Genomic DNA, 23,030 nt, shown 5'->3' with positions numbered 1-23,030 from the left:
ATCTTTTGTCTGTGCAGTGTAAGTCTTGTTGATCGATGCGGCCGGGACGAGGGCGTAGCATCGCGCTCAGCGTCCGTCGGACACTTCCAGCCCGGAGGCCCGCATTCTGTCGGATTCTGCCATTCTTGCCGGCCCCGTGCCGCCGGCGGCACGCGCCCCCGCCGATGCGCCCGAGGTCGCCGCGCCGGATCTGCGTGGCATTTTACCTGCCGCCGCGCCGCCCGGGCCGCCGGCACTTCCCACGGCCGCCGCGCGCACCGGCGCAGTGAGCGAAGCTCCCACACCCGCGCCAACCGCCGCCGCGCCTGCTGCCGCTGCCCCCGGGTTAGCGACGGCCATCCGCGCGCCCCGCCACACGACAGTCGAGCCGAACGCCGCGCCGAGCCACTCGAGCGCGAGCAGCACATCGCGCACCGGCACGAGCAGCAGATCGCGCCAGAATGTGCGCGCGTCCGTCACGCTGGCTGCATGCACAACGATGCGCGCGACGATCCCTGCGAGCGTGCTCGCCGCGAGCGTCGCGAACGCGATGCCGCGCGCGCTGCCAGGCGGCGGCATGCCGGAGGCTGCGAGCTTGGCGCACGCAAGCGCGGCCACCGCGAGCCACGGCGACGTGAAGGTGATGAACAGGCCCGCGAAGCCGGCCGGATTCACCGAGCGGATCGTGCGTAGCCAGCGGGTTTCGCGCAGCCACAGCGACGTCGCGCTCGCTTCCACCACGTCGGTCTTGACCATCAGCGGCACAAGCACCGTCGCGAGGCCGATGTCGCGCGCGAATTCGGCGAGGCAGAAGTCGTCGGCGAGGCAGTCCTTCAGCGCCATGAAGCCGCCGATCCGGTCGAGCGTCGTACGGCGCAGCGCGAGCGTCGCGCCGAAACCGAATTCGCGCGAACCGAACGCATGCGCGATCCGCACGGACGGCGCGAACCAGCTGTCGATGAACATCGCGCCGAGTCGCGGCCACAGCCGCCAGCCGCTGCCGAGCGGCCGCGCGCGGTACAGGCAGGTGACGACGCCGACATGCGCATCGGCAAGCGGCGCCGTCACGTGATCGAGATAGTCCGGCGTCACCGCGATATCGCTGTCGGCGAGCACGATCAGATCGTGACGCGCACGCTGCGCGAGGTTGATCAGGTTGCTGACCTTCAGGTTGCTGCCATACACGCGGCTGTCGACAACGACCTCGATGTCGAGCGCCGGATAGGCGGCCTGCAGACGCCGCACGACGGCGATGGCCGGATCGGCGGGCGACGACACGCCGAACAGCAGTTGATAGCGCGCATGCTGCTGCTCGCAAAAGGTAGCGAGGTTCTCATAGAGACGCGGCTCGTCGCCGCACAGCGGTTTCAGCACGCTGATGCCGTCGTGCGCGTGGCGCGCGGCGCGGCCCTTCACTGCCGCCGTGCGCCGGCCGGCCGCGCGGCGCCACACCGACGCGCCCATCGCCGCCGCCGCGACCACCGCATAGAGGCTCGCGACACAGCACAGCGCGATCAGCAGCCATTGCCAGAAGCCCGGCGCCGCGAGGGCGCCCGGCGGAATCGAAAACGGAACATCGAACTGCACGGGAACCGGCTCCTTTCGCTGACCAGACCGCACCATCCGTTCCTCGCGAACGGCTGGGGTCTGATGCATCCTTAATTAATCTGTAACCGGCGGTAATACGCGGGTCACCACGACAGAGCAAATGAAAGAGAATCGATAGACCGATTTAATATGAAGGTAATGCCGTACTGAAAGCCCGGCAAAACCAGCCGGAAAGTCATTCGTAATGAATGCGCTCGTGCGGCGAGCCCTGCACGTCACTCCGGTGGGCTCCACAGCGGAATCGCAAATGGCTGGCGATGCGGCGTGCTTTCCGGTAACCGAAAGCCGCGATTCAACGCGGCCGCGGCATTGTAGCAGCGCAATACGAAGCCTGCATTTAAAGCCCTGCCGGAAGCCTGAAAACAGGAATCATGCTCAACAAATTGCCCGCTAATATCGCCGCCAAACTTACCACTTAAAGACGGGCACGTGTCGGGGCAATGAACGCGAAGCGTCGCTGTTACGGCGACGCGCAGTCCGAACCCCTGGCGGGAATTGCAACGAATAACGGTCGACGGGAGCGATCGCGCCGCACGACCGCGGCATGGCAACCGCTGGCCAGGAGTTGACCCGATCGGCGAGGATCGCCCGGGGATGTTCTGCGTAGCCGACCTACGCGTGACGATTCCGGGCCGACCGGCGTCAGGTGGAACGCCGTCGACGCCTGACGCGCGGCGGCTGCAATCACGCTAGCGCGCCGTGCGTCCACGCTCCGTGCGGACGGCCACGCACGGGGTCAGGTGTGAGGCCGAATGAGCCACACGACGCAACGCGAGACGAGCCGCCCCTGCCGCGCATAGGGTCATCGCGGCGCCGTCAGCGCGATCGGGAGCGCTGCGGCACAATCGCCGGCAGCAATCCCGCAGACCATCTGCGCCGCGCTTCGAGCGTGGCGCCGCATCCACATGATTCCCTTCTCGGTACTCGATCTCTCGCCCATCGTCGCCGGCGGCACCGCGGCCGACGCATTCCGCAACACCCTCGACCTCGCCCAGCACGCCGAACGCTGGGGCTACCAGCGCTACTGGCTCGCCGAGCATCACAACATGCCCGGCATCGCGAGCGCGGCGACTTCCGTGGTGATCGCGCATGTGGCCGGCGGCACGAAGACGATCCGCGTCGGCTCCGGCGGCGTGATGCTGCCGAACCACGCGCCGCTCGTGATCGCCGAACAGTTCGGCACGCTCGCGTCGCTGTTTCCCGGCCGCATCGACCTGGGTCTCGGCCGCGCGCCCGGCACCGACCAGACCACGTCGCGCGCGCTGCGCCGCGACCTGATCGGCAGCGCGGAGTCGTTTCCGGACGACGTCGCCGAACTGCAGCGCTACTTCGGCGATCCGGTGCCGGGCCAGCGCGTGCGCGCGGTGCCAGGGGCCGGCCTGCACGTGCCGATCTGGCTGCTCGGCTCGAGCCTCTTCAGCGCGCAGCTCGCCGCCGCGCTCGGCCTGCCGTTCGCGTTCGCGTCGCACTTCGCGCCCGATCATCTGCTGAATGCGCTGCGGCTCTATCGCGCGCAGTTCCGGCCGTCGGCGGTGCTCGACAAGCCTTACACGATGGTCGGCGTGAACCTGTTCGCCGCCGATACCGAACACGACGCGCTGCGTCTCTTCACGTCGCTGCAGCAGCAGTTCATCAATCTGCGGCGCGGCACGCCGGGGCCGCTGCAGCCGCCGGTCGATCAGGTGGAGGCCACCGAGGTCGAGCTGGCCGGCGTCGCGCATTCGCTCGCGTGCACGGTGATCGGCGCGCCGGACGACGTGCGCGCGGGGCTTGAGTCCGTGATCGAGCAGACCCAGGCGGACGAGCTGATGCTCACCGCGCAGATCTACGATCATCGCGCGCGGCTGCGCTCGTTCGAGATCGCCGCGCAGCTGCGGGAAGCGATGACGCGCTAAACCGGGTCGCTCAAGGCTGCGCCGCGAGCCACTTCAAGAGCGCAGCATGAAACGCCTGCGGATCCTGCATCTGCGGCGCATGGCCCGCATCCGGGAACTCGACCAGCGTCGCGTGCGGAATCGCCGCCTGCGTGTCCTTCGCAAGTTGCGGATAGTGGCCGAGCGTCGCGCGCACGTTGGGCGGCACAAGGTCCTTGCCGATCGCGGTCGTGTCCTTGTCGCCGATCAGCAGCAGCGTGGGCGCCTGAATGTGCGGGAACTCGTACACCACCGGCTGCGTGTAGATCATGTCGTACAGCAGCGCCGAATTCCACGCGACGATGCCCTTCCCCGGCCCGCGATACATGCCCGCGAGCATCTGCACCCACGGTTCGTAATCGGCGCGCCACTGGCCGACGTAGTAGGTCGACTGCTCGTAGCGGCGGATGCCCGCGGCGGTCGTTTTCAGTTCGCGCGCATACCAGTCGTCGACGGAGATCGACGGCACGCCCTTCGCCTTCCAGTCCTCGAGCCCGATCGGGTTGACGACGACAAGCTGCCTGGTCTCGCCCGGAAACATCAGCGCATAGCGAAACGCGAGCATGCCGCCTGTCGAATGCCCGATCACGGTCACGTCCGAGATGCCGAGCGACGCGAGCAGCGCATGCGTATTGCGTGCGAGCTGCTGGAAGCTGTACTGGTAGTGCGCAGGCTTGGTCGACTTGCAGAAGCCGATCTGGTCTGGCGCGATCACGCGATAACCGGCATCCGTCAGCCGGCGGATCGTCGTTTCCCAGGTGGCCGAGCAGAAGTTCTTGCCATGCAGCAGCACCGCCGTGCGGCCGTTCGGCTGCGCCGGCCGCACGTCCATGAACGCCATCTGCAGCGCCTCGCCCTGCGAGGTAAACGCGAAATGCTGGACCGGGAATGGATAGTCGAAGCCCTGCAGTTCGGGTCCGTAGGCGGGGCCGTCCGCCACTGTGCCCTGCGCGGCGGCAGAAGTTGTGTCCGCAGCGGGTGCGCTCGCCTGCGCAAAAGCGACCGTCGATGCCGCGAACATCGCGCAGACGGCGCCTGCATGCGTGATGCTCCATAGGCGCCGTACGCGCGATGAAACGTCAAATGCGGACAACGCGGCGCGCGAAGCGTCCACGCAGCGTGAAAGGATGTGCAGCGAGTCTTGCAGCAGCAGGCGTCGAACAGTCATCGGACATCTCTTCGTGTCGAAAGGATCGAAGGCAACCGGCGGCACGAATCGTGCCGCGAACGGCGCGACCGATTCTAGACCGCATCGCCATCCCGTGTCGGCGGGCTCAGCATTCTCCAGACTGGTCGGCGTGGTCCAAACAGTGCTAGAAAGGAGGGGTCGTCACGGGCATCAGCAAGGATTCGCCAGACCACACAAAGCCGCCTCATGCGGCCAAGACCAGCGCAGCACGGCCTTCGGGGCACATACCAAGGAGACACACCATGGAAACTCCGGCAAGCCTCAACGATCTGCAACGCTCCACGCTCGCCATCGTGCTCGCGGGCGGCCGCGGCACCCGGCTGGGGCCGCTCACCAACAAGCGCGTGAAGCCCGCCGTGCACTTCGGCGGCAAGTACCGGATCATCGACTTCGCGCTGTCCAACTGTCTCAACTCAGGCATCCGCCGGATCGCGGTGGTCACGCAGTACAAGGCGCATTCGCTGTTGCGCCACCTGCAGCGCGGCTGGGGTTTCCTGCGCGGCGAGTTCAACGAGTTCATCGACCTGTGGCCGGCGCAGCAGCGCGTGGAAGGCGCGCACTGGTATCGCGGCACGGCGGACGCGGTGTTCCAGAACCTCGACATCATCCGCTCGATCCGGCCGAAGTACGTGATCGTGCTGGCGGGCGACCACATCTACAAGCAGGACTACACGCGCATGATCCTCGATCACGCGGAAAGCGGCGCGGACTGCACGGTCGGCTGCATCGAGGTGCCGCGCATGGACGCGGTCGCGTTCGGCGTGATGGCCGTCGACGAAAACCGGCGCGTGACGGGCTTCGTCGAGAAGCCCGCCGATCCGCCCGCAATGCCCGGCCGCCCCGACATCGCGCTCGCGAGCATGGGCATCTACGTGTTCAACGCGGACTACCTGTACTCGATGCTCGAGGACAACATCTCGAGCGTCGCGACCGATCACGACTTCGGCAAGGACATCATCCCGCGCGTGGTCTCCCAGGGCACGGCGATCGCGCATCCGTTCAGCATGTCGTGCGTGACCTCGGACCCGACCGCGGAATCGTACTGGCGCGACGTCGGCACGATCGACGCGTACTGGGCCGCGAACCTCGATCTCGCGTCGACGATTCCGGCGCTCGACCTGTACGACCGCAACTGGCCGATCTGGACGCACCAGCTGCAGCTGCCGCCGGCGAAATTCGTACGCGACCTGAACGGGCTGCACGGCTCGGGCACCAACCTGATCGTCTGCGGCGGCTGCGTCGTGTCCGGCTCGCAACTGTACAACTCGGTGCTGTCGTCGAATTGCGTCGTCCAGTCGTTCTGTAACATCAAGGAGGCAGTCTTGCTGCCTGAGGTGACGGTCGGGCAGAGCTGCCGGCTGTCGAAGGTCGTGATCGACCGCGGTTGCCAGATACCGGACGGCACGGTGATCGGCGAAGACCCGGTGCGCGACGGCGAGCGCTTCTACCGGACCGACGCGGGCGTCGTGCTGGTGACGCGCGACGCGCTGATGCGGCAGACGGCGACCGCCTGACCACCACGAACGACGGAGAACCGCCGATGACGATTCGCGTGCTGCACGTCGCGAGCGAGCTGTATCCCCTGCTGAAGACCGGCGGCCTCGCCGACGTGACGGGCGCGTTGCCGCTCGCGCTCGTCGAACGCGGCGCCGATGTGCGCGTGCTGCTGCCGGGCTTCCCGCCCGTGGTCGCCGGGCTCGCGGACCTGAAACCGGTGGCGCGCCTCGCGCATCCGTTCCATGCGCACGCGAGCGGCGACGAGGCATGGCTCGAGCAAGGCACGCTCGAAGCGACGGGCGTGACCGTCTACGTGATCCGCGCGCCGTCGCTGTTCGACCGGCCGGGCAATCCGTATATGGACGACGAGCACGTGCCGTACGGCGACAACGCGCCGCGTTTCGCGCTGCTCGGCTGGACGGCGGCGCAGCTCGCGCAGCGGATCGATCCGCTGTGGGCGCCGCAGATCGTCCACGCGCACGACTGGCACGCGGGGCTCGCGCCCGCTTACCTGCGGGCGGCGGAACGCGAACGCGGCCGCGCGCTCGCGAAGTCGGTGTTCACGGTGCACAACCTCGCGTACCAGGGCATCTTCCCGGCGCAGAGCTTCTATCAGCTCGGCCTGCCGCACGACTTCTTCACGATGCACGGCGCCGAGTTCTACGGCCAGCTGTCGTTCCTGAAAACCGGCCTGTTCTTCAGCGACCGGCTGACCACCGTCAGCCCGAGCTATGCGCGCGAGATCCAGACGCTGTCGCAGGGCTGCGGGCTGGATGGGCTGCTGCGGCAACGCACGCATGAACTGTCGGGGATACTCAACGGCGTCGACTACGCGGTGTGGAACCCCGCGACCGACACGACGATCGCCGCGCGCTACACGCCTAGCCGCCTCACCAAGAAGCGCGACTGCAAGACCGCGCTGCAGGCACGCCTCGGGCTCGCGCAGCACGGCGACGCGCTGCTGTTCGGCGTCGTCAGCCGGCTCACCGAGCAGAAGGGCCTCGACCTGCTGCTCGCGGCAGTGCCGGAGATCGTCAGGCGCGGCGGTCAACTCGCGGTGCTCGGCACCGGCGACCCGGCGCTCGAAGCGGGGCTGTTGCGCGCCGCGCATGCGCATCCGGAGTCGGTCGCGCTGGAACGCGGGTTCGACGAGGCGCTCGCGCATTCGATCATCTCGGGCAGCGACGTCGTCGCGGTGCCGTCGCGCTTCGAGCCGTGCGGGCTCACGCAGATGTACGCGCTCGCGTATGGGTCGCTGCCGCTCGTGCACCGGGTGGGCGGCCTCGCCGATACGGTGGTGGACGCGTCGCTCGAAAATCTCGCCGACGATCTCGCCACCGGCTTCGTGTTCGAGCGCTTCGAGCCGGAAGCGATCGCCGCGGCGATCCGCCGGGCATTCGCGCTGTACGCGCGCCGCACCGACTGGCGCACCACGCAGCAGCGCGCGATGCGGCAGGACTTCGGCTGGGGCGCGTCGGCGGAGCGGTATATGGCGTTGTATCGCGAGCTGGCGGGCTGAGTCCGGGCGCGCGCGCGGCCGCCTCACCAGCGGTTTCGCGAGCGATCCTGGGAGCGGTCTCACAGGCGGTCTCATCAGCGCCCTCGCCCGCCGCGTTTGACGGATCGGCACAACACGCCAGGGCCGGATCGATTCCGCACCCGCGCGAAGTCATGTATCGTTGACCGATCACCCATTCGCGCTCAATGCGCGCGGCTCGCCGTCCGCGGCGCCAGCGGCCGTCGAAGCCCATCACGATGAAAAATGTCCTCAGCATCCAGTCGCATGTCGTATTCGGACATGCAGGCAACAGCGCCGCGGTCTTTCCGATGCGGCGGCTGGGCGTGAACGTGTGGCCGCTCAACACGGTCCAGTTCTCGAATCACACCCAGTACGGCCACTGGACCGGCAGCGCGGTCGACGCCACGCAACTGCAGGACATCGTCGAAGGGATCGGCGCGATCGGCGTACTGCCGCGCTGCGACGCGGTGCTGTCCGGCTATCTCGGCACGCCGGCGCATGCGGAAGCGATCGTCGAGATCGTGCGCGCGGTGAAGGCCGTCAACCCGCGTGCGTGGTATTTCTGCGACCCGGTCATGGGCACGACCACCGGCTATCGCGCCGAGCCCGGCATCCAGACATGGCTCGTCGAGCACATGCCGGAAGTGGCCGACGCGATGGCGCCGAACCACAGCGAACTGCAGCGGCTCGCGGGCCGCGTGATCGAAACGGTGGATGAAGCCGTCGCCGCGTGCCGCGAGGTGATGCGGCGCGGACCGCGGCTGATGCTCGTCAAGCATCTGCTCGACCGCAACAGCCAGGCGGACCGCTTCAACATGCTGGTCGTCACGCAGCACGAAGCGTGGGTCGCGCAGCGTCCGCTCTATCCGTTCGCGCGGCAGCCCGTCGGCGTCGGCGACCTGACGAGCGCGGTCTTCGTCGCCCGCACGCTGCTCGGCGATTCCGTACGTTCGGCATTCGAGCACACGCTCGCCGCGGTGAACGGCGTCGTCAAGGCGACGTGGGACGCGGGGCGCTACGAGCTCGAGCTGATCGCGGCGCAGGACGAGATCGCGCGCCCGAGCGACTGGTTCGACGCGTGGCGCGTCGACCAGGGGTAACGCGCGGCGCGTCGTGCAATCGCGCCGGATGCGGGACTCGAACCCGCACACCATTGCGCGCCCGAAGCTGGTATCGCGCCGCGTGCCCTTCACGCTTCATCCCGACCGCCTATAATGCGTGCCGCGCGCGGGGCATCCTGCCGCGCGCCGCATCACGCAACGAGGCTTCTCATGAACGAACCGATCCGCAGCGAGCGGGAAGAATATTTCGAGCAACTGTGCATCGCCGTCGACGGCGACGAGGCGCACGAACAGGAAGCGATCGAGTGCTTCGAGAACGCGCTCGCCGAGGCGGACATCGATCCGGCGCACTGGCTCGACATCGCGCTGTTCTATTCGCTCGACGTCGCGCGCGGCATCGTCGACATGGTGCCGCAGGAAGACCGCGCGCGTAGCGCCATCGCCGACGTGATCGCCGACAACCTCGACATCGCGCACGACGACGACGATTGCCAGCACTTCATGGAAGCGATCCACTTCGCGCTCGCGAACGGGGTCGCGGTCGATCTCGACGTGCTGCGCGACGGCTGCGAACGCGCGCTCGACGATCTCGACAGCTGGGCCAGCGACGATGCGAAAGCGCCGCTGCTGCAATTGCGCGACGAAATCGACCGCCTGCGCGACCCGGAATGACCGCGCGCTAACGCCAGCAGTACCCTCCCCCGGCGCCCGCTTCCGGGCGCCGCATCGCCCCCCGCCCGCGCCAGCGCGCATTGCGCTGGAATTCTCGCCTCGTAGTCCCCACTTTTTGCCACAGGCCGCGCCTACGGGTTTTCCCCGCGTAGCACGGCTGTGCCGAAATACGCATCCAAACAGTCGCGAATTGACAAGACGCGCGCAAATTGGCTTCCTATATTCGCGCCAGTATCTTGCGCGGTGGAAGGCGGCCAACCCGTTGTTCCCGCCGTCGTCTGCCTGAACGGGGCTCAGGCGAAATGCGGACTGTCGCGTGCATGAGGATGCCGCGCGGTCTGCCTGACCTGTCGTTGAAGTCGAAGCTTTGCCTGTTGTCCGAAAACCATCCAAGGAGCCAACATGAGTCTTCGCAAGTCGCTGAAACCACTCGCAGTCATCGCTGGCGCGATGTTCGCCATTGCCCCGCTGGCCGGCCACGCCGCCGACCTCGAGGTGAAAATCGGCTTCGCCGCGCCGCTGACGGGTGAAAACGCCGGGTACGGCAAGGATCTGCAGAACGGCGTGCAAATGGCGCTCGACGAGGCCAACGCGCAAAAGATCAAGATCGGCAACGACACTGCGCACTTCACGATCGTCGCCGAAGACGACCAGGCCGACCCGCGCATCGGCGTGCAGGCCGCGCAGAAGCTCGTCGACTCGGGCGTCGCGGTCGTGGTCGGCCACTTCAACTCGGGCACGACGATTCCGGCCTCGCAGATCTACGAGACCGCGGGCATTCCGGTGATCGATCCGGCGGCAACCAACCCGGTCATCACGCGGCGCGGCTTCAAGAACACCTTCATGGTGATCTCGACCGACGCGCAGAACGCCGGCAACGCAGGCGTCTACGCGGTGGAGACGACCAAGGCCAAGCGCATCGCGATCATCGACGACCGCACCGCGTTCGGCCAGGGCGAAGCGGACGAGTTCGAGAAGGCCGTGAAGGCGCACGGCGGCAACATCGTCGCGCACGAGTACACCGACAACAAGGCGGTCGACTTCAGCACGCAACTGACCAAGATCAAGTCGACGAACGCCGACCTGATCTTCTTCGGCGGTCTCGACAACCAGGCCGCGGGCGTCGTGAAGAAAATGAAGCAGCTCGGCATGAACGCGCAGTTTCTGGGCGGCGGCGGCGTGATGGACGCGGACTTCATCAAGCTCGCGGGCGACGCGGCCGAAGGCGCGCAGGCGTGGGAATATGGCCGGCCGCTGGCGTCGCTGGCGGGCGGACGCGATTTCGCGGCGAAGTTCAAGAAGACCTTCGGCGTCGATATCGTTTCGTATGCACCGTTCGGCTACGACGGCGCGTGGGCCGCGATCAAGGCGATGCAGGCGGCGAAGTCGATCAAGCCGAACGATTATCGCGACGCGCTGCGTTCGATTTCGTTCGAAGGCGTGACGGGTCCGATCTCGTTCAACCCGGACGGCTCGCTGAAGAGCGGTCTGTCCACGCTCTATCAGGTGAAGAACGGCGCGTGGGTGACGGTGGTGACCAAGGGCGGATCCTGAGTAATTAGCTGAATCCTGCTGCATGAGAGGCCGCGCCGTGCAAACGGCGCGGCCTTTTTCTTTCGTCAGCCGACGAACGCGATGCTGACCGCCGTCGGCACCGCCATCGACTGCCCGGTGTCCGACAGCATGCCGGTGCCCGGATCGACCCCGAACACGCTGACCGTACCGCTATGCTGGTTCGCGACCACCAGCCATTTCCCCGACGGATGCAGCGCGAAGCTCCACGGTTTCTCGCCGCCCGAAGCGATGCGCTGGATCTCGGACAGCTCGCCGGATTCCGCATTCACGCGATACACGACGAGTTCGTTTTCCCCGCGATCTTCCGCGTAGACGAAGCGCCCGTCAGGGCTGATCGCCACCTCCGCGCCACTCTTCACGCCCTGAAACGCGGCGCTGCTGAGCGGCAGCGCCTGCACGAGCGTCAGGTGCGCGCTCGCGGCGTCCCAGCGCAGCACCAGCATCTGCGCCGACAGTTCGGTGATCACGTACGCGAAGCGGCCATCGCGACTGAACACGAGGTGACGCGGGCCGCTGCCCGCCGGCGCGACGAACGCGTGCTCGCTCGTGTCGTTCGCTGCGGACAGCGCGTGCGTCGCCGGGTCGAAGCGATACACGAACACGCGGTCCGCGCCGAGGTCGGGCACCAGCACGTAGTGTCCCGATGGATCGAGCACTGCATTGTGCGCGTGTGCGCTCGCCTGCCGACGGTTCGGTCCCGAGCCGGTTTCCGCGACCGTCGATGCGAGCGCGCCCACGCTGCCATCGCGATTCACGCGAAAGCTCGACACCGAACCGCTGTTGTAGTTGGCCGCGAAAAGCGACTCCGTCGACGTGTCCAGCGACAGGTTCGTGGTGCCGGCGCCGCCGCTCGCCACTGCATCGGCTTTCGTCAGCGCGCCGGTCTCGCGGTTCACCGCATACGCGGTGACGCTGCCTTCGTGCGTGCTGTCGTCATCGACCGAATAGAGCACCGGCAGCGAAGGATGCGCGGTCACCCACGTGGACTTCGGCCCTTGCGCGAGTTCGCCAAGGTCCGTGAGCTTGCCGGTGGACGCATCGAAACGCAGCCCGACAATCTGGCGCTGCTGCGTGCCGACATAGACGAAGCTAGCTTGCGCAGCAGCAGGTACGTTGGTGTTTAACGTAGCAGCGCGATTGGACGCGCTATACAGCGTCGAAAACAGTGTCAACGCGACGACCGAAATCGTCGCGCCACATCGCTTCAGGTGGGTGGTGTGCGGCAGCCGGATCATATGCAGGTCGGAGTACGGGCAAGGTACCCAGCATAGTCAATGCGCGGCGCTGCGTCGTTGGACAAAAACCGGCTTCGCTGGCACTTTTCGTTCGCCGCCGTCTGACCAACCCGTGACCAACGCGCGACCTACTGACGAGCCGCCGCGCGAAACTGGCTGGGCGCCTGGCCGACTTCGCGGCGGAAAAAGCGCGTGAAATAGGCAGCATCTGCAAAACCGAGCCCGAACGCGATCTGCTCCACCGACAGGTTGCCGAAGATCAGGTCGCGCTTCGCTTCGGTAATGATGCGAGCGTGGATCATCTTCGTCGGACTCTGATCGGCAACCGACGCACACGCCGCACGCAGTTGCACCTGCGAGATCGCCATCATCGACGCGTACTCCTGCACCGGCAGATTCTCGCGGAAGTGCAGGTCGATCAGCTTCCTGAAGCGGTCAACGAGACGCACGTCGTTGCCCGTCGCGCTTTCGCTGCCGCCTGCTTCGACGCGCGCCTTGCGCACCAGCATCAGCAGCAGCGTGGTGAGCAATGCTTCGGTGCCCACCACGTGGCCCACCGCGTCGGACTCCAGTTCCTCTTTCAGGCCGTGGATCAGATGGTAGAACGACATCGCCGCATCGGCGGAATCGTCGAGCGGGATCATGCGCGGCTGCGACCACAGCCCGATGAATTCATCGAGCTTGCCGTTCACCTGGGTCAGATAGGCGAGCTCGATCGTCACGACCCAGCGGTCCACGTCGAGCTCGTAGTCGAGGCCATGCACACATTCGGTGGGCAACAGCAGCGCGCACGGACCTTCGAACGGCACGCTGCTGCCTTCGAGGTTCATCACGCCGCGCCCGCTGCGCACGAAGATCACCTGGCCATACGTGGGGTGCGCGTGCGGTTCCGTTTTCCAGCGGCCCCGGTCGGTCACGTGGCCGACATGCACGAACCAGTGCTTTTCTTCGGGGCGCTCCACATACAGACGGACTTTCGGAACGGTGGTCGGCCTGCCCTTGTCGTTCCACCGGGGTTGCAAATTTGCCATGGCACTGTACTTCATGAAATCTCGCTGCCGGCCGAACCGTCTGGTTGAGGGTCGCGACGGCGCGAGCAGAAAACATCCGTGCGATGTTCCCATACCCGCCGCCATGACGCGACCTGCGATTTACCCCAACGGCACAACCGAAGCGCAACCGTGCCATTGCCCGCGCCTGCTCGCGATTTCTCTCGCGATGACTGCCGTCAGAACGTGTGAACCATCCCGACGATCACGCCGCGCGTATTCGAGCCCGGCGCGACCGTGACGCCGGCGTACGCGGTGCCGTTGAGCGTGAACTGCGCGCGGTCGCGGTTCTGGATGAAACCCGCGGACGCGTACAGCGTCGTGACCTTCGACAAAAAGTGTTCGTAAGTCAGCCCCACCTGCTGCGCGTTGTTACCCGCGGCGGTCCGGTCGTGCTCGTAGCCGTACATCAGCGCCAGCTGATCCGCCGGATCGAACCGGTACGAGCCCGACGCCTCGTAGACATCGCGCTTCACGCTGTTGTCGGTCTGACGCTCCGTGTGGTACGCGAGATAGAAGCGCGCCGCGCCCACGCCGAGCGACGTACCCGCGTTGAACATCTTGAGCGTCGACGTGCCCGCCGCATTGGCTGCCTGCTCGTAGCCCGCGGCCGCGCGGAACGGGCCGTTCACGTAGCGGACGGCGGCGTTGTAGAACTGTAAGCCGTTGGACGGCTTGGTCGTCGCATCGCGCATCGCGACCATGAACTGCGCGGTGAGTCCGTACACCGTCGGCGTGAAGTACGAAATCGCGTTGTTCACGCGGATCGTAAGGCTGTTGAAGTTGAGCATCGGCGAGCCCATGCTCATCACGGCCACCGGGTCGAGCTCGGGGTTGATGAAGATGTACTGCGGCGTGTTCTGCAGCCCAAAGCGCATCTCGCCGAAGCCGCCGGATACGCCAACCCACGCCTGACGATTGAACGCGTCCGCCGAATTTGCCGCCGCGCCGGTTGCGCCGGAGAAGCCCTGCTCGAGCTGGAAATTGACGTGAAGGCCGCCGCCGATATCCTCGCTGCCCTTCAGGCCATAGCGGCTCGCGTACAAACCGCCGGAGGTCATGCGCACCACCGACGACCCGTTGCCGGGGTTCTGATATTCGATGGCGTTGTCGATCACGCCGTACAGCGTGACCGACGACTGGGCGTGCGCGACGCTAACAGCACACGCCGATAGCAAGCCGGATACGATCAGCAGCTTTTTCATCAAGTCTCCGAATCATTATCTGTTTTTATTCGACTGCTTTAGTGATTCGAAGACTAGTCCTGCGCGCGGCGCACGTCCCTAGACAAAAACAAGGTTCGCTGGGATTTTTCGCTTCTTTAACGCATGCCTGAGCGCCCCCGACCCCAAGCGGCGAAAAGTGCCAGTGAATGTAATTTTTGTGTAGAGGCAGACAGCAAACCGTCCCCTACCATCTGCTCGCCAAGGTGCGCTACGTGGCGCTTCCGTCGCGATCGCATAACGCCTGGCTTTGAGCACGATGACCCCACCCGGCCGATGTCCGGTTCGTCCTTGACAGGTTCGGACATGGGCCGGGGCAGATAACAAATCCACCTGGACGGAGACATGACACACCTACCAGCAGCTTTGCGCCGCACGGCGCTTGGCATCGCCGTGTTCGGCTGCCTGACGCAATTCGCGATGGGCGAAACGGTCACTGCGCCGAACGGATCCGCGCCACCCGTCCCGGATCAGACGCAGGCCGTCAATCCGGCCGCGGGCAAGCCTACGCAGAAGCAGGAAGAAGGCGGCCCGCCGCCGGTGTCCTGGAATGACACCTACATCGGCTATCGCTACGGCAACGACTTCCACTATCCGGGCGTGCCGGCGAAAGTCGTGCAGAACATCGGCTATCTGACGACCACCGGCGGCTTCGCATTCGGCAGCTACGCGTTCAACGTCGACTACCTGGTATCGAGCGCAGCGAACCCGGAAGCCGGCGGTCCGAGCAACGGCGGCGCGCAGGAGGTGTACAGCGTCGGCCGCGTCGAACTGAGCGGCGGCAAGATCCTCCGGCGCCCGATCGGCTTCGGTCCGTTCCGCGATTTCGGACTCACGGTGGGCTACGAATACGGCACGAAGAACGACGCGTACGGCGAGCGGGCGCGCATGCTCGTGGTGGGCCCAACGGTCGAATTCGCGCTGCCGCGCGGCTTCTGGAACTTGACGGTCGGCGCGCGCACGGAGAGCAACCACAACGGCATCACCGGCGTCGATGTGCACTTCAATACTGCGTGGCACATCGAGAGCTCGTGGCTGTATCCGTTCCGCGTAGGTCCGGTGCCGATGGTGTTCCGCGGCTTCGCGAGCGTGACGGGTCCGAAGGGCAAGGACGGTTTCGGCGTGGAGACGACCACCGAGTTCCTCACCCGCCTCGCGCTACTCGCGGACGTCGGTTCGTTCGCCGGTCATCCGCGTACGGTGTATGCGGGTGTGGGCTACGAGTACTGGTACCACATGTACGGTTCGCCGACCAAAGAAACGGCCGGCACCATCACCTCCGCACCGATGCTGATGGCGGAACTGCACTTCTGATCCGCCTGCCCAGCTGCAACCGAAGATGGCGATCCGTTACGGGGTCGCCATTTTTCATTGGCGCGCCGTCTCTCTCTGCAAAGCAACGCCGAACCGTTAGCAAGCGTCGTCCAGACGAAAAAAGGCGCCGGGCAAAGCCACGGCGCCAGCGTACTTCGAGACAGAAAAACGAACTACTGCGTTACCACGTTACTGCTACTGCCCTGTTGCCCTATTGCTGCTGCGCTACAGACCGCGGCACATACAGCGGCATCGACTCTTCCCACAACGTATCGGTGATCGCATACTGATCGCTGCCGTCCGCGTTCATCACCCAGTTCTGGCCATCGGGCTGGAACGTGTTGTCGTACAGCGAGAGTTCGTCACGGAAGCCGTACACGCCCGAGCTGTAGGCGATCCGGCCGTCCCACGTCCACGTTGCGTGCCCCTGGTTCGCGCCCGGCGTGGTCAGGCATTTCAGGTCCGAGCCGTCCGGCCGGATCGTGTACACGTCATAGTGGAATTTATTCGGATCGTCGGGGTTCACTTCCTTGCGCGTGAACACGATCTTGCTGCCATCCGGCGACCAGTCCGGCAGATTGTCCGGCTCCGTCGTCAGCACGGCGACCTTGCGGGTGTCGAGATCGAGAATACGCAGACCCTTGTCGGTCTCGCTCCACACGCGGTACACGATCCGCTTGCCATCGGGCGAGTAGCTCGGGAAGCCTGCGTTTTCCTTGCCGTCGGTCAGCACTTCCGCCTTGCCGTCCATGCTGCCGTCGGCCTTGATCCGCATGATGCGGCCCGGCGAATACGCGCGCGTGAAGAACCAGCCGCCCACGCCGAACGCGACCCACTGGCGATCCGGCGACCACGTCGGCTGAAACGCGCCCGCCAGACCCACCGCGATCATCTTCGGATCGAGGCCGCTCGTCGCGGGATCGTAGATGCGGCGGTAACCGGTGAAGTCCGGATTCGCGACCGCGATCGACGAGTTGATCGCCTTCTCCGTGTAGACCAGCTGCTTGCCGTCGCGCGACAGCTGCGGGAACACATCGATGAAGCGATAGTTCCAGTCGGGATCGAAGCTATAGAGCGGCGTGCCGTTCGGATGGATCGGACGGCCGGTCACCTTCTCGTACACCATCGTCTTGCCGTCCGGCGAATAGCGCGGCGAACGGATGCCGCTATTCGCCGTCGGTCGCGAATAACCGTCCGTCGTATCGATGCCCTCGTGTTCGCCGCCCTTGATGTGATACGCGACGTTCGTCGCGCTCACGTATTGCGGAAACACCTTGAATCCGGGGCTATCGGTCAGTTCCTTGCGCTCGCCGCTCGCCACGTCCACCTGCACGATCTGCGAGCTGACCTTGTTGATCAGCTCCGGACGATGCGCGCCCCAGGTGGATTCCACCGGCGTTTCATAGAACACCACGTGACTGCCGTCCTGCGACCATGAAGGCGACCCTTCCGCGTAACCGGCACGCGTGGCGATCTGCTTCCAGCCGCTGCCGTCCGGATGGATCACGTAGATGCTGCTCTCCTGCGTGCGCTCCCAGCCCACCGGCAGATTGTGGCCGCGCCAGTCCGTGCCGATATCCGAAGACAACGCGATCCACTTGCCATCCGGCGACCACGACGGACGGAAGAAGCTGTGCGGCTTGTCCGGATCGAACCTGATCTCGCCGGTCACGTTATGCAGCGCGCCGGTCTTGATGTTCAGCGTCCAGATGTTCGTGGTGCCGAAATGATCCTTGCCGCGGCGCGACGACACGAACGCGATCGTGTTGGGATCCGTCGGCGAGAAGACCGCGGCATCGTCCACGGCGACGTGATCGGTGAGCCGCTGCAGGCCCGTGCCGTCCACTTTCACGCGGTACAGGTTCGATTCGCCGAGGCCGTCGCGCTCGGACGTGAACACGATCCACTGACCGTCCTTCGAAAACGACGCGTGATAGTCGAAGCCATCGGTAGGAATCAGCCGGTGCTCACCGCTGCCGTCCGCGTTCGCGACGTACAGCTCGGAGGTCATCGGGCCGATGCGGTACAGCAGCAGATCGCCCTTCGTCGCCGCGCCCACCGCGGTGGATGCGCATGCGATCGCGCTCACCACCATCGCGCACGGCAACAGCCTGTGCAAAACGTTCGAGAAATACACTCTGCCAGTCTCCATCGCTTATCAGTATCTGTTTGAATTGAAACCGCCGGACGTCAATCCGCTTTCCAGTACATGAAGCCCATCCCCTCGCCCGTGCCGGCCGGCGTGCGCCAGCAGGGCACGTAGTCGACCAGTGTCATCTCGGCGCCGACCTCCTGCACCGCCTTCATCACGCTCACGTACAGCTTGATCTCGGAAGTACCCGACTGATACGAACGGTTGTCCACCGCGGCAAGACCGTCGTAGTCGTAGCTCGCGAGCATCTTCATGATGTCGCGGTCGAACTCCTCGTCGTTGACGAAGTGCGACAGGCCGCCCGACGCGAAGATGCCGACCCGCACGTCCTCGGGCCATGCCTTGATCGCCTCGCACAACACGCGGCCGAACTCGATGCAGCGGGACATCGAAGGCTGCGTCGGCGGATAGAAGCAGTTCATGATGACCGGCACATTGGGCGGCGGATTGTCGCCCATGATCTGGTGATACACGAAGCTGTACGCATGCGGCACCACCGGATACTCGGGCAGCGGCTTCATCCACACGTTGTCGGGCCACGCAAACAGGTCGGTCAGATCGAAGCCTTCGTGCTGAAAGCGCTCGACCAGATACTTCGCGAGCTTCGGGTGGCACAGATGCGTGACGTGATGGTCCGGCGCATACACCGCGCGCTGCGGCGGCCCGTTGTGCACCTCTTCGCCGGTATAGATCGCGATCGACGGCGAGAACTGCGTGAAGATCTCCTTCTGGTCCTTGCCGAGAATGATCGCGACGTCGATCTTCGCGTCGCGGTACGCGGCGGCCATCTTGTCCAGCGCCGCACGGCAGCGCGCAGCGCGCGCGGTGCGTTCCTCGAGCGTCAGGAACGGCTCGAACGCCGCGCCGCGATGCGCTTCGAGCTCAGGGTAAGTCCACGTCCTGTTGCGATACCACAGTTCCGGGTTGTTGCGGTCACGCTCCCCGTTCTTCAGCCAGTCTTCCGGTGCCTGACCCAGCATGCCGCTATGCGGCACCGCCATCCCGAATACAATCTTCGCCATGTGTGGTTTCTCAATGAATTAATCTGTTCGACAGGACTACCAGGGACGTGCGAACGCTTTCAGGCGCCGCGCAGTTCCCCCTGCACGTCGGACACCTTCGGCGCCCATTCGGGACGAAACAGGAACGCCGTGGCCAATGCGCCGATCAGCAGGAAAACGAGGATCATCTTCATCGGCAGGTCGTAGCTGCCGCCCACGTGCAGCAGCCACCCGGAGAGGCTCGCCGCGACGCCACCCGCGAGACTCGTGGCCACCTGCTGCACGCCCGTCACGAGCCCGATCGCCTGCTTCGGGATCAGCGTGAGCCGCGACAGCACGAGGTTGTTCGCCGTGGTGAAGCCGAGCAGCGACAGCGACAGCACGTTCCAGAACAGCGCGGTCTCGAGCGAATGCGCGTACGCGCCGAGCAGCACCGTGCAGCCGCCCACGAAGCCCGTGATCGTGAACGCCTTGCGCACGAGGATCGGATCGCCGCCCTTCGCGATGATCCGGTCCGCGGCCCACCCCGCGAGCGCCGCGACGATCGCGATGCCCGCGAAGCTGAAGAACGTGAAAAGTCCCGAACGCGAAATGGACAGGTTGCGCTGCTCGACCAGATACGCTGGCATCCACGTCATACAATAGAACGTGAAGTAGCCGTAGCAGAAGTTGGTGATCATGCCGCCCCACACCACCGGGCTCGCCAGGATGCTCGCGAGACTCACCGAACGCGCGTCGCGGCTCGCCTTCGCGAGGCCGGCGCGGCTCGGCATGTCGTTGCGCACGAGCAGCAGCCATGGCGCGAGCCAGAAGAGGCCGATCAGCCCGGTCGCGACGAACATCACCTGCCACGAGTAGTGGACGATGAACCATGCACCCACCGGCGCGCCGAGCGCCGGGCCGAACTTGTTGCCCATCGCGAGCAGTCCGACCGCGAGCCCGTTCTGGCGCTCGTCGAAGTTATTGCGGATCCAGCGGTAGCTCGCGGGAATCACGATCGCTTCCGCCATGCCGATGATCAGGCGCATCACGACGAGGCTCGCGAGCGCAGTGACCGCGCCCATCAGCGCCGTCGCGGCACACCACAGCCCGAAGCTGATCGCATACGGCCACTTCACGCCGAAGCGGTCGGCCACCCAGCCCATCGGGACCTGGAACGCGCCGTACGACCAGAAGAACGCCGCGTTGATCCAACCGCGATCGACGTCCGTCAGCGCGAAGTGGCGAATGAATTTGCCGTCCGCGAGCGTGGACGAGATGCTGGTGCGATCGACGAACGAAATCAGCACCCCGAGCGCGAGGAGCGCGAGAATCGCCCAGCGGCTCGTGATGCCCGGTCGCACGGATTGACTTGTCTCCATCTGCTTCTGTCTCTGTGTCGTGATGGGAGAAGCATATGGGACGTTCGCACGGAGGTCCCTACACAAAACTGAGGTTCGATGGGACTTTTGCGAACCGGAGAACCCGGGGCGCGAACGCCCGCCGGCAGCGCCTCCGGGGCCGTACCGGCGGCCCCGGCAGTCACAGCAGCGGCAGCGTCTGGCGGATGTGGTCGGCGAACGCCGCGGTCAGCAGCGACGGCCGCGCCCGCGCGAACTTCAGCGTAATCCCGACGGCGGGAAGCGACGGCAGCGCGGGATCGGTGTTGAGTACGCTGAGATCCGGCGGCACGGCGGTCTGCGTGACGACGGCGAACGCCTGTCCCGAACGCACCAGCGCGATCAGCCCCGCGAGACTGCTGCTCGCGTACGCGACCCGGTACGCGCGGCCGGCGCGTTGCAGCGCGTCGCACGCCGCGGCGTGATCGAGCATGTCGGGGTCCGACAGTGCGAGCGGCAACGGATCGAAGTGCGCGGAATCGAGCCCCGGATAGCCGATCCAGACGAGCGGTTCGCGGCGGATGATCGCGTCGTTCGCGCGGTCGTCCGGCAGCGAGATCATCGCGAGATCCACCGCGCGCTTCTCCAGCTGTTCGACGAGCCGCGGCGTCGGCCCGCAGACCACTTCGACGAGCGCGTGCGGATGCTGGCTCGCGAACTGCCTGAGGAGCGGTGGCAGGAACACGGCCGCGTAGTCGTCCGGACAGCCGAAGCGGATGCTGCCCGACAGCCCGCGGCCGGACAGGTCGGCCAGCGCCTCGTCATGCAGCCGCAGCATGCGCTGCGCGTGGACCAGCAGACGTTCGCCGGGACTCGTCAGCACCACGCCGCGGCCGGTGCGCTGAAAGAGCGGCTGATCGACGATGTCTTCGAGCCGCTTCATCTGCTGGCTTAGCGCGGACTGGGTGCGCCCGACCCGGCTCGCCGCGCGGCTCAGCGAGCGCGCCTCGGCGATCGCGGCGAACGAACGCAGCAGATCGATTTCAAGCGAAAGACTCACGGCGTCAGCCTCCTCCGGTTTTGCCTGATATTAGCCTTATTTCTAACTCACATTAGAACTATTCGATTCTATTAAATCAACGCACCGTCTAGACTGCAAGGCATTCGCACCATCGCGAGGAGAAATGCCGTGTCCCGCAACGACGACCCCAGCTTCTGGCACAACGCGAGCCAACACCTGGTCCGCTACGGCGGCACGTTCGAGCCGATGATCATCGAGCGCGCGCAGGGCAGCTTCGTCTACGACGCGGACGGCCGCGCGATTCTCGACTTCACGTCGGGGCAGATGAGCGCCGTGCTCGGGCATAGCCACCCCGAGATCGTGTCGGTGATCAACGAGTACGCTGGCAAGCTCGATCACCTGTTCAGCGGCATGCTGTCGCGGCCGGTGGTGGAACTCGCGACGAAGCTCGCTGACATCACGCCCGACGGGCTCGACCGCGCGCTTTTGCTCAGCACCGGCGCGGAGTCGAACGAGGCTGCGATCCGGATGGCGAAGCTTGTCACCGGCAAGTACGAGATCGTCGGTTTCGCGCAGTCGTGGCACGGCATGACGGGCGCCGCGGCCTCCGCCACGTACAGCGCGGGCCGCAAGGGTGTCGGCCCGGCGTCGGTCGGCTCGTTTGCGATTCCAGCGCCGTTCACGTACCGGCCGCGCTTCGAGCGCCATGGCGAGTACGACTATCTGGCGGAGCTCGACTACGCATTCGATCTGATCGACCGCCAGTCGAGCGGCAATCTTGCGGCGTTCATCGCGGAGCCGATCCTCAGTTCCGGCGGGATCATCGATCTGCCCGAGGGTTACATGGCGGCACTCAAGCGCAAATGCGAGGAGCGCGGCATGCTGCTGATCCTCGACGAGGCGCAAACCGGCGTGGGCCGCACCGGTACGATGTTCGCGTGCCAGCGCGACGGCGTCACGCCTGACATCCTGACGCTATCGAAGACGCTCGGCGCCGGTCTGCCGCTCGCGGCCATGGTGACCTGCGCGCGGATCGAGGAGCAGGCGCACGAACGCGGCTACCTGTTCTACACGACCCACGTGTCGGACCCGCTGCCGGCCGCGGTCGGGCTGCGCGTGCTCGACGTGGTCGAACGCGAAGGACTCGTGGCGCGCGCGAACTCGATGGGTGCGCGGTTGAGACACGGTCTGCTGGACCTGATGGAGCGCTTCGAATGCATCGGCGACGTGCGCGGACGAGGCCTGCTGCTCGGCATGGAGATCGTCAAGGACCGCCGCACGAAAGAGCCTGCGGATGGGCTCGGCGCGAAGATCACGCGCGAGTGCATGAAGCTCGGGCTCAGCATGAACATCGTGCAGTTGCCCGGCATGGGCGGCGTGTTCCGGATCGCGCCGCCGCTGACCGTGAGCGAGGAGGAGATCGATCTCGGTCTCGCACTGCTCGGGCAGGCGATCGAGCGGGCGCTGTAGGCGGGTCGGCGACGTCGACGAGGCGCGGACGTTCAACGCTGCGCGTCGCGGCGCCCGCATAGCGCATATCACCACCCTGAGCCTGCGGCGGTCTGATTCCATGATCGAGGGCGTTCCTTTCCGGTCGGAAAGGAACGCGGACCACACTTCCTCGAGGTGCAATCATGGAAACCCCCGCAGTCGGCGGCACCACGCCGGATAACCACGACCGGCAGAACAGCGCTGCCCCATCC

16 protein-coding genes and 1 pseudogene are annotated in these 23,030 nt (G+C 65.8%); 8 read left to right on the top strand and 9 right to left on the bottom strand.

Features of this window, described 5'->3' with window-relative positions; genetic code table 11:
• Window positions 1–282 precede the first annotated feature (282 nt).
• A pseudogene (gene hpnI / locus DVS29_RS07450) lies at window positions 283–1,542 on the bottom strand (bacteriohopanetetrol glucosamine biosynthesis glycosyltransferase HpnI); the annotation flags it as partial.
• A 950-nt stretch (window positions 1,543–2,492) separates the two neighbouring features.
• On the opposite strand from hpnI, the gene DVS29_RS07445 reads away from it, so the two are divergent.
• On the top strand, window positions 2,493–3,482 hold the full coding sequence (locus DVS29_RS07445) for an LLM class flavin-dependent oxidoreductase (RefSeq protein WP_118179799.1): 990 nt from the start codon (window positions 2,493–2,495) through the stop codon (window positions 3,480–3,482).
• Window positions 3,483–3,492: 10 nt separating this feature from the next.
• Here DVS29_RS07445 and DVS29_RS07440 read toward each other — a convergent pair whose 3' ends face one another.
• Window positions 3,493–4,521, bottom strand: coding sequence for an alpha/beta fold hydrolase (locus tag DVS29_RS07440; RefSeq protein WP_118179910.1), 1,029 nt, complete (start codon window positions 4,519–4,521; stop codon window positions 3,493–3,495).
• Between the two features lie 410 nt (window positions 4,522–4,931).
• On the opposite strand from DVS29_RS07440, the gene glgC reads away from it, so the two are divergent.
• The 5 genes from glgC to DVS29_RS07415 all read left to right on the top strand — a co-directional run bounded on the left by glgC (window position 4,932) and on the right by DVS29_RS07415 (window position 10,992).
• Window positions 4,932–6,203, top strand: coding sequence for a glucose-1-phosphate adenylyltransferase (glgC, locus tag DVS29_RS07435; protein WP_118179798.1), 1,272 nt, complete (start codon window positions 4,932–4,934; stop codon window positions 6,201–6,203).
• 26 nt (window positions 6,204–6,229) lie between these two features.
• Entirely contained in the window at window positions 6,230–7,705 is a 1,476-nt protein-coding gene (gene glgA / locus DVS29_RS07430) for a glycogen synthase GlgA (protein ID WP_118179797.1), read from the top strand.
• A 236-nt stretch (window positions 7,706–7,941) separates the two neighbouring features.
• Window positions 7,942–8,805: a pyridoxal kinase PdxY gene (gene pdxY, locus DVS29_RS07425; RefSeq protein WP_118179909.1), complete on the top strand. Its 864-nt coding sequence runs from the start codon at window positions 7,942–7,944 to the stop codon at window positions 8,803–8,805.
• Between the two features lie 171 nt (window positions 8,806–8,976).
• On the top strand, window positions 8,977–9,438 hold the full coding sequence (locus DVS29_RS07420) for a hypothetical protein (RefSeq protein WP_118179796.1): 462 nt from the start codon (window positions 8,977–8,979) through the stop codon (window positions 9,436–9,438).
• Window positions 9,439–9,840: 402 nt separating this feature from the next.
• A complete protein-coding gene (locus DVS29_RS07415) occupies window positions 9,841–10,992 on the top strand; it encodes a branched-chain amino acid ABC transporter substrate-binding protein (protein WP_118179795.1) in 1,152 nt (383 codons plus the stop codon).
• A gap of 65 nt (window positions 10,993–11,057) precedes the next feature.
• Here the strand turns inward: DVS29_RS07415 and DVS29_RS07410 are convergent, their stop codons facing one another.
• The 3 genes from DVS29_RS07410 to DVS29_RS07400 form a co-directional block, all read right to left on the bottom strand.
• The gene (locus tag DVS29_RS07410) at window positions 11,058–12,248 is read right to left on the bottom strand and encodes a lactonase family protein (protein WP_118179794.1); all 1,191 of its coding nucleotides are present in this window, start codon (window positions 12,246–12,248) and stop codon (window positions 11,058–11,060) included.
• Window positions 12,249–12,376: 128 nt separating this feature from the next.
• Complete coding sequence (locus DVS29_RS07405) at window positions 12,377–13,279, bottom strand: helix-turn-helix domain-containing protein (protein ID WP_240655501.1); 903 nt, start codon at window positions 13,277–13,279, stop codon at window positions 12,377–12,379.
• 197 nt (window positions 13,280–13,476) lie between these two features.
• Window positions 13,477–14,502: a porin gene (locus DVS29_RS07400; RefSeq protein WP_118179792.1), complete on the bottom strand. Its 1,026-nt coding sequence runs from the start codon at window positions 14,500–14,502 to the stop codon at window positions 13,477–13,479.
• Window positions 14,503–14,865: 363 nt separating this feature from the next.
• Here DVS29_RS07400 and DVS29_RS07395 point away from each other — a divergent pair, with 363 nt between their 5' ends.
• Window positions 14,866–15,834, top strand: a complete 969-nt coding sequence (locus DVS29_RS07395) for a hypothetical protein (protein ID WP_124800613.1) — start codon at window positions 14,866–14,868, stop codon at window positions 15,832–15,834.
• 211 nt (window positions 15,835–16,045) lie between these two features.
• Here the strand turns inward: DVS29_RS07395 and DVS29_RS07390 are convergent, their stop codons facing one another.
• The 4 genes from DVS29_RS07390 to DVS29_RS07375 form a co-directional block, all read right to left on the bottom strand.
• Window positions 16,046–17,986 carry a PD40 domain-containing protein gene (locus DVS29_RS07390; protein ID WP_164707859.1) on the bottom strand — a complete coding sequence of 647 codons (1,941 nt, stop codon included), beginning with the start codon at window positions 17,984–17,986 and terminating at the stop codon, window positions 16,046–16,048.
• Window positions 17,987–18,024: 38 nt separating this feature from the next.
• Window positions 18,025–19,008 (bottom strand): DODA-type extradiol aromatic ring-opening family dioxygenase, encoded by a 984-nt coding sequence (locus DVS29_RS07385; RefSeq protein WP_118179789.1) that lies wholly within the window; start codon window positions 19,006–19,008, stop codon window positions 18,025–18,027.
• Window positions 19,009–19,067: 59 nt separating this feature from the next.
• Entirely contained in the window at window positions 19,068–20,348 is a 1,281-nt protein-coding gene (locus DVS29_RS07380) for an MFS transporter (RefSeq protein WP_118179788.1), read from the bottom strand.
• 160 nt (window positions 20,349–20,508) lie between these two features.
• Window positions 20,509–21,366, bottom strand: coding sequence for a LysR family transcriptional regulator (locus DVS29_RS07375; RefSeq protein ID WP_118179787.1), 858 nt, complete (start codon window positions 21,364–21,366; stop codon window positions 20,509–20,511).
• 129 nt (window positions 21,367–21,495) lie between these two features.
• On the opposite strand from DVS29_RS07375, the gene DVS29_RS07370 reads away from it, so the two are divergent.
• Window positions 21,496–22,797 carry an aspartate aminotransferase family protein gene (locus DVS29_RS07370; protein WP_118179786.1) on the top strand — a complete coding sequence of 434 codons (1,302 nt, stop codon included), beginning with the start codon at window positions 21,496–21,498 and terminating at the stop codon, window positions 22,795–22,797.
• Window positions 22,798–23,030 lie beyond the last annotated feature (233 nt).

Source organism: Paraburkholderia phosphatilytica (assembly GCF_003443895.1).
Lineage (GTDB): Bacteria > Pseudomonadota > Gammaproteobacteria > Burkholderiales > Burkholderiaceae > Paraburkholderia > Paraburkholderia phosphatilytica.
Note: the sequence above shows the minus strand (reverse complement) of the source record. Positions and strands in the feature narration are given on the sequence as shown.

Bases quoted from the DNA above. Each gene is read 5' to 3' on its own strand.
- DVS29_RS07385 (WP_118179789.1), bottom strand. From the start codon at position 19,008: ATGGCGAAGATTGTATTCGGGATGGCGGTGCCGCATAGCGGCATGCTG.
- DVS29_RS07395 (WP_124800613.1), top strand. From the start codon at position 14,866: ATGACACACCTACCAGCAGCTTTGCGCCGCACGGCGCTTGGCATCGCC.
- DVS29_RS07415 (WP_118179795.1), top strand. From the start codon at position 9,841: ATGAGTCTTCGCAAGTCGCTGAAACCACTCGCAGTCATCGCTGGCGCG.
- DVS29_RS07420 (WP_118179796.1), top strand. From the start codon at position 8,977: ATGAACGAACCGATCCGCAGCGAGCGGGAAGAATATTTCGAGCAACTG.
- DVS29_RS07440 (WP_118179910.1), bottom strand. From the start codon at position 4,521: ATGTTCGCGGCATCGACGGTCGCTTTTGCGCAGGCGAGCGCACCCGCT.
- DVS29_RS07405 (WP_240655501.1), bottom strand. From the start codon at position 13,279: ATGGCAAATTTGCAACCCCGGTGGAACGACAAGGGCAGGCCGACCACC.
- DVS29_RS07390 (WP_164707859.1), bottom strand. From the start codon at position 17,986: ATGGAGACTGGCAGAGTGTATTTCTCGAACGTTTTGCACAGGCTGTTG.
- glgA (WP_118179797.1), top strand. From the start codon at position 6,230: ATGACGATTCGCGTGCTGCACGTCGCGAGCGAGCTGTATCCCCTGCTG.
- pdxY (WP_118179909.1), top strand. From the start codon at position 7,942: ATGAAAAATGTCCTCAGCATCCAGTCGCATGTCGTATTCGGACATGCA.
- glgC (WP_118179798.1), top strand. From the start codon at position 4,932: ATGGAAACTCCGGCAAGCCTCAACGATCTGCAACGCTCCACGCTCGCC.
- DVS29_RS07380 (WP_118179788.1), bottom strand. From the start codon at position 20,348: ATGGAGACAAGTCAATCCGTGCGACCGGGCATCACGAGCCGCTGGGCG.
- DVS29_RS07445 (WP_118179799.1), top strand. From the start codon at position 2,493: ATGATTCCCTTCTCGGTACTCGATCTCTCGCCCATCGTCGCCGGCGGC.
- DVS29_RS07410 (WP_118179794.1), bottom strand. From the start codon at position 12,248: ATGATCCGGCTGCCGCACACCACCCACCTGAAGCGATGTGGCGCGACG.
- DVS29_RS07400 (WP_118179792.1), bottom strand. From the start codon at position 14,502: ATGAAAAAGCTGCTGATCGTATCCGGCTTGCTATCGGCGTGTGCTGTT.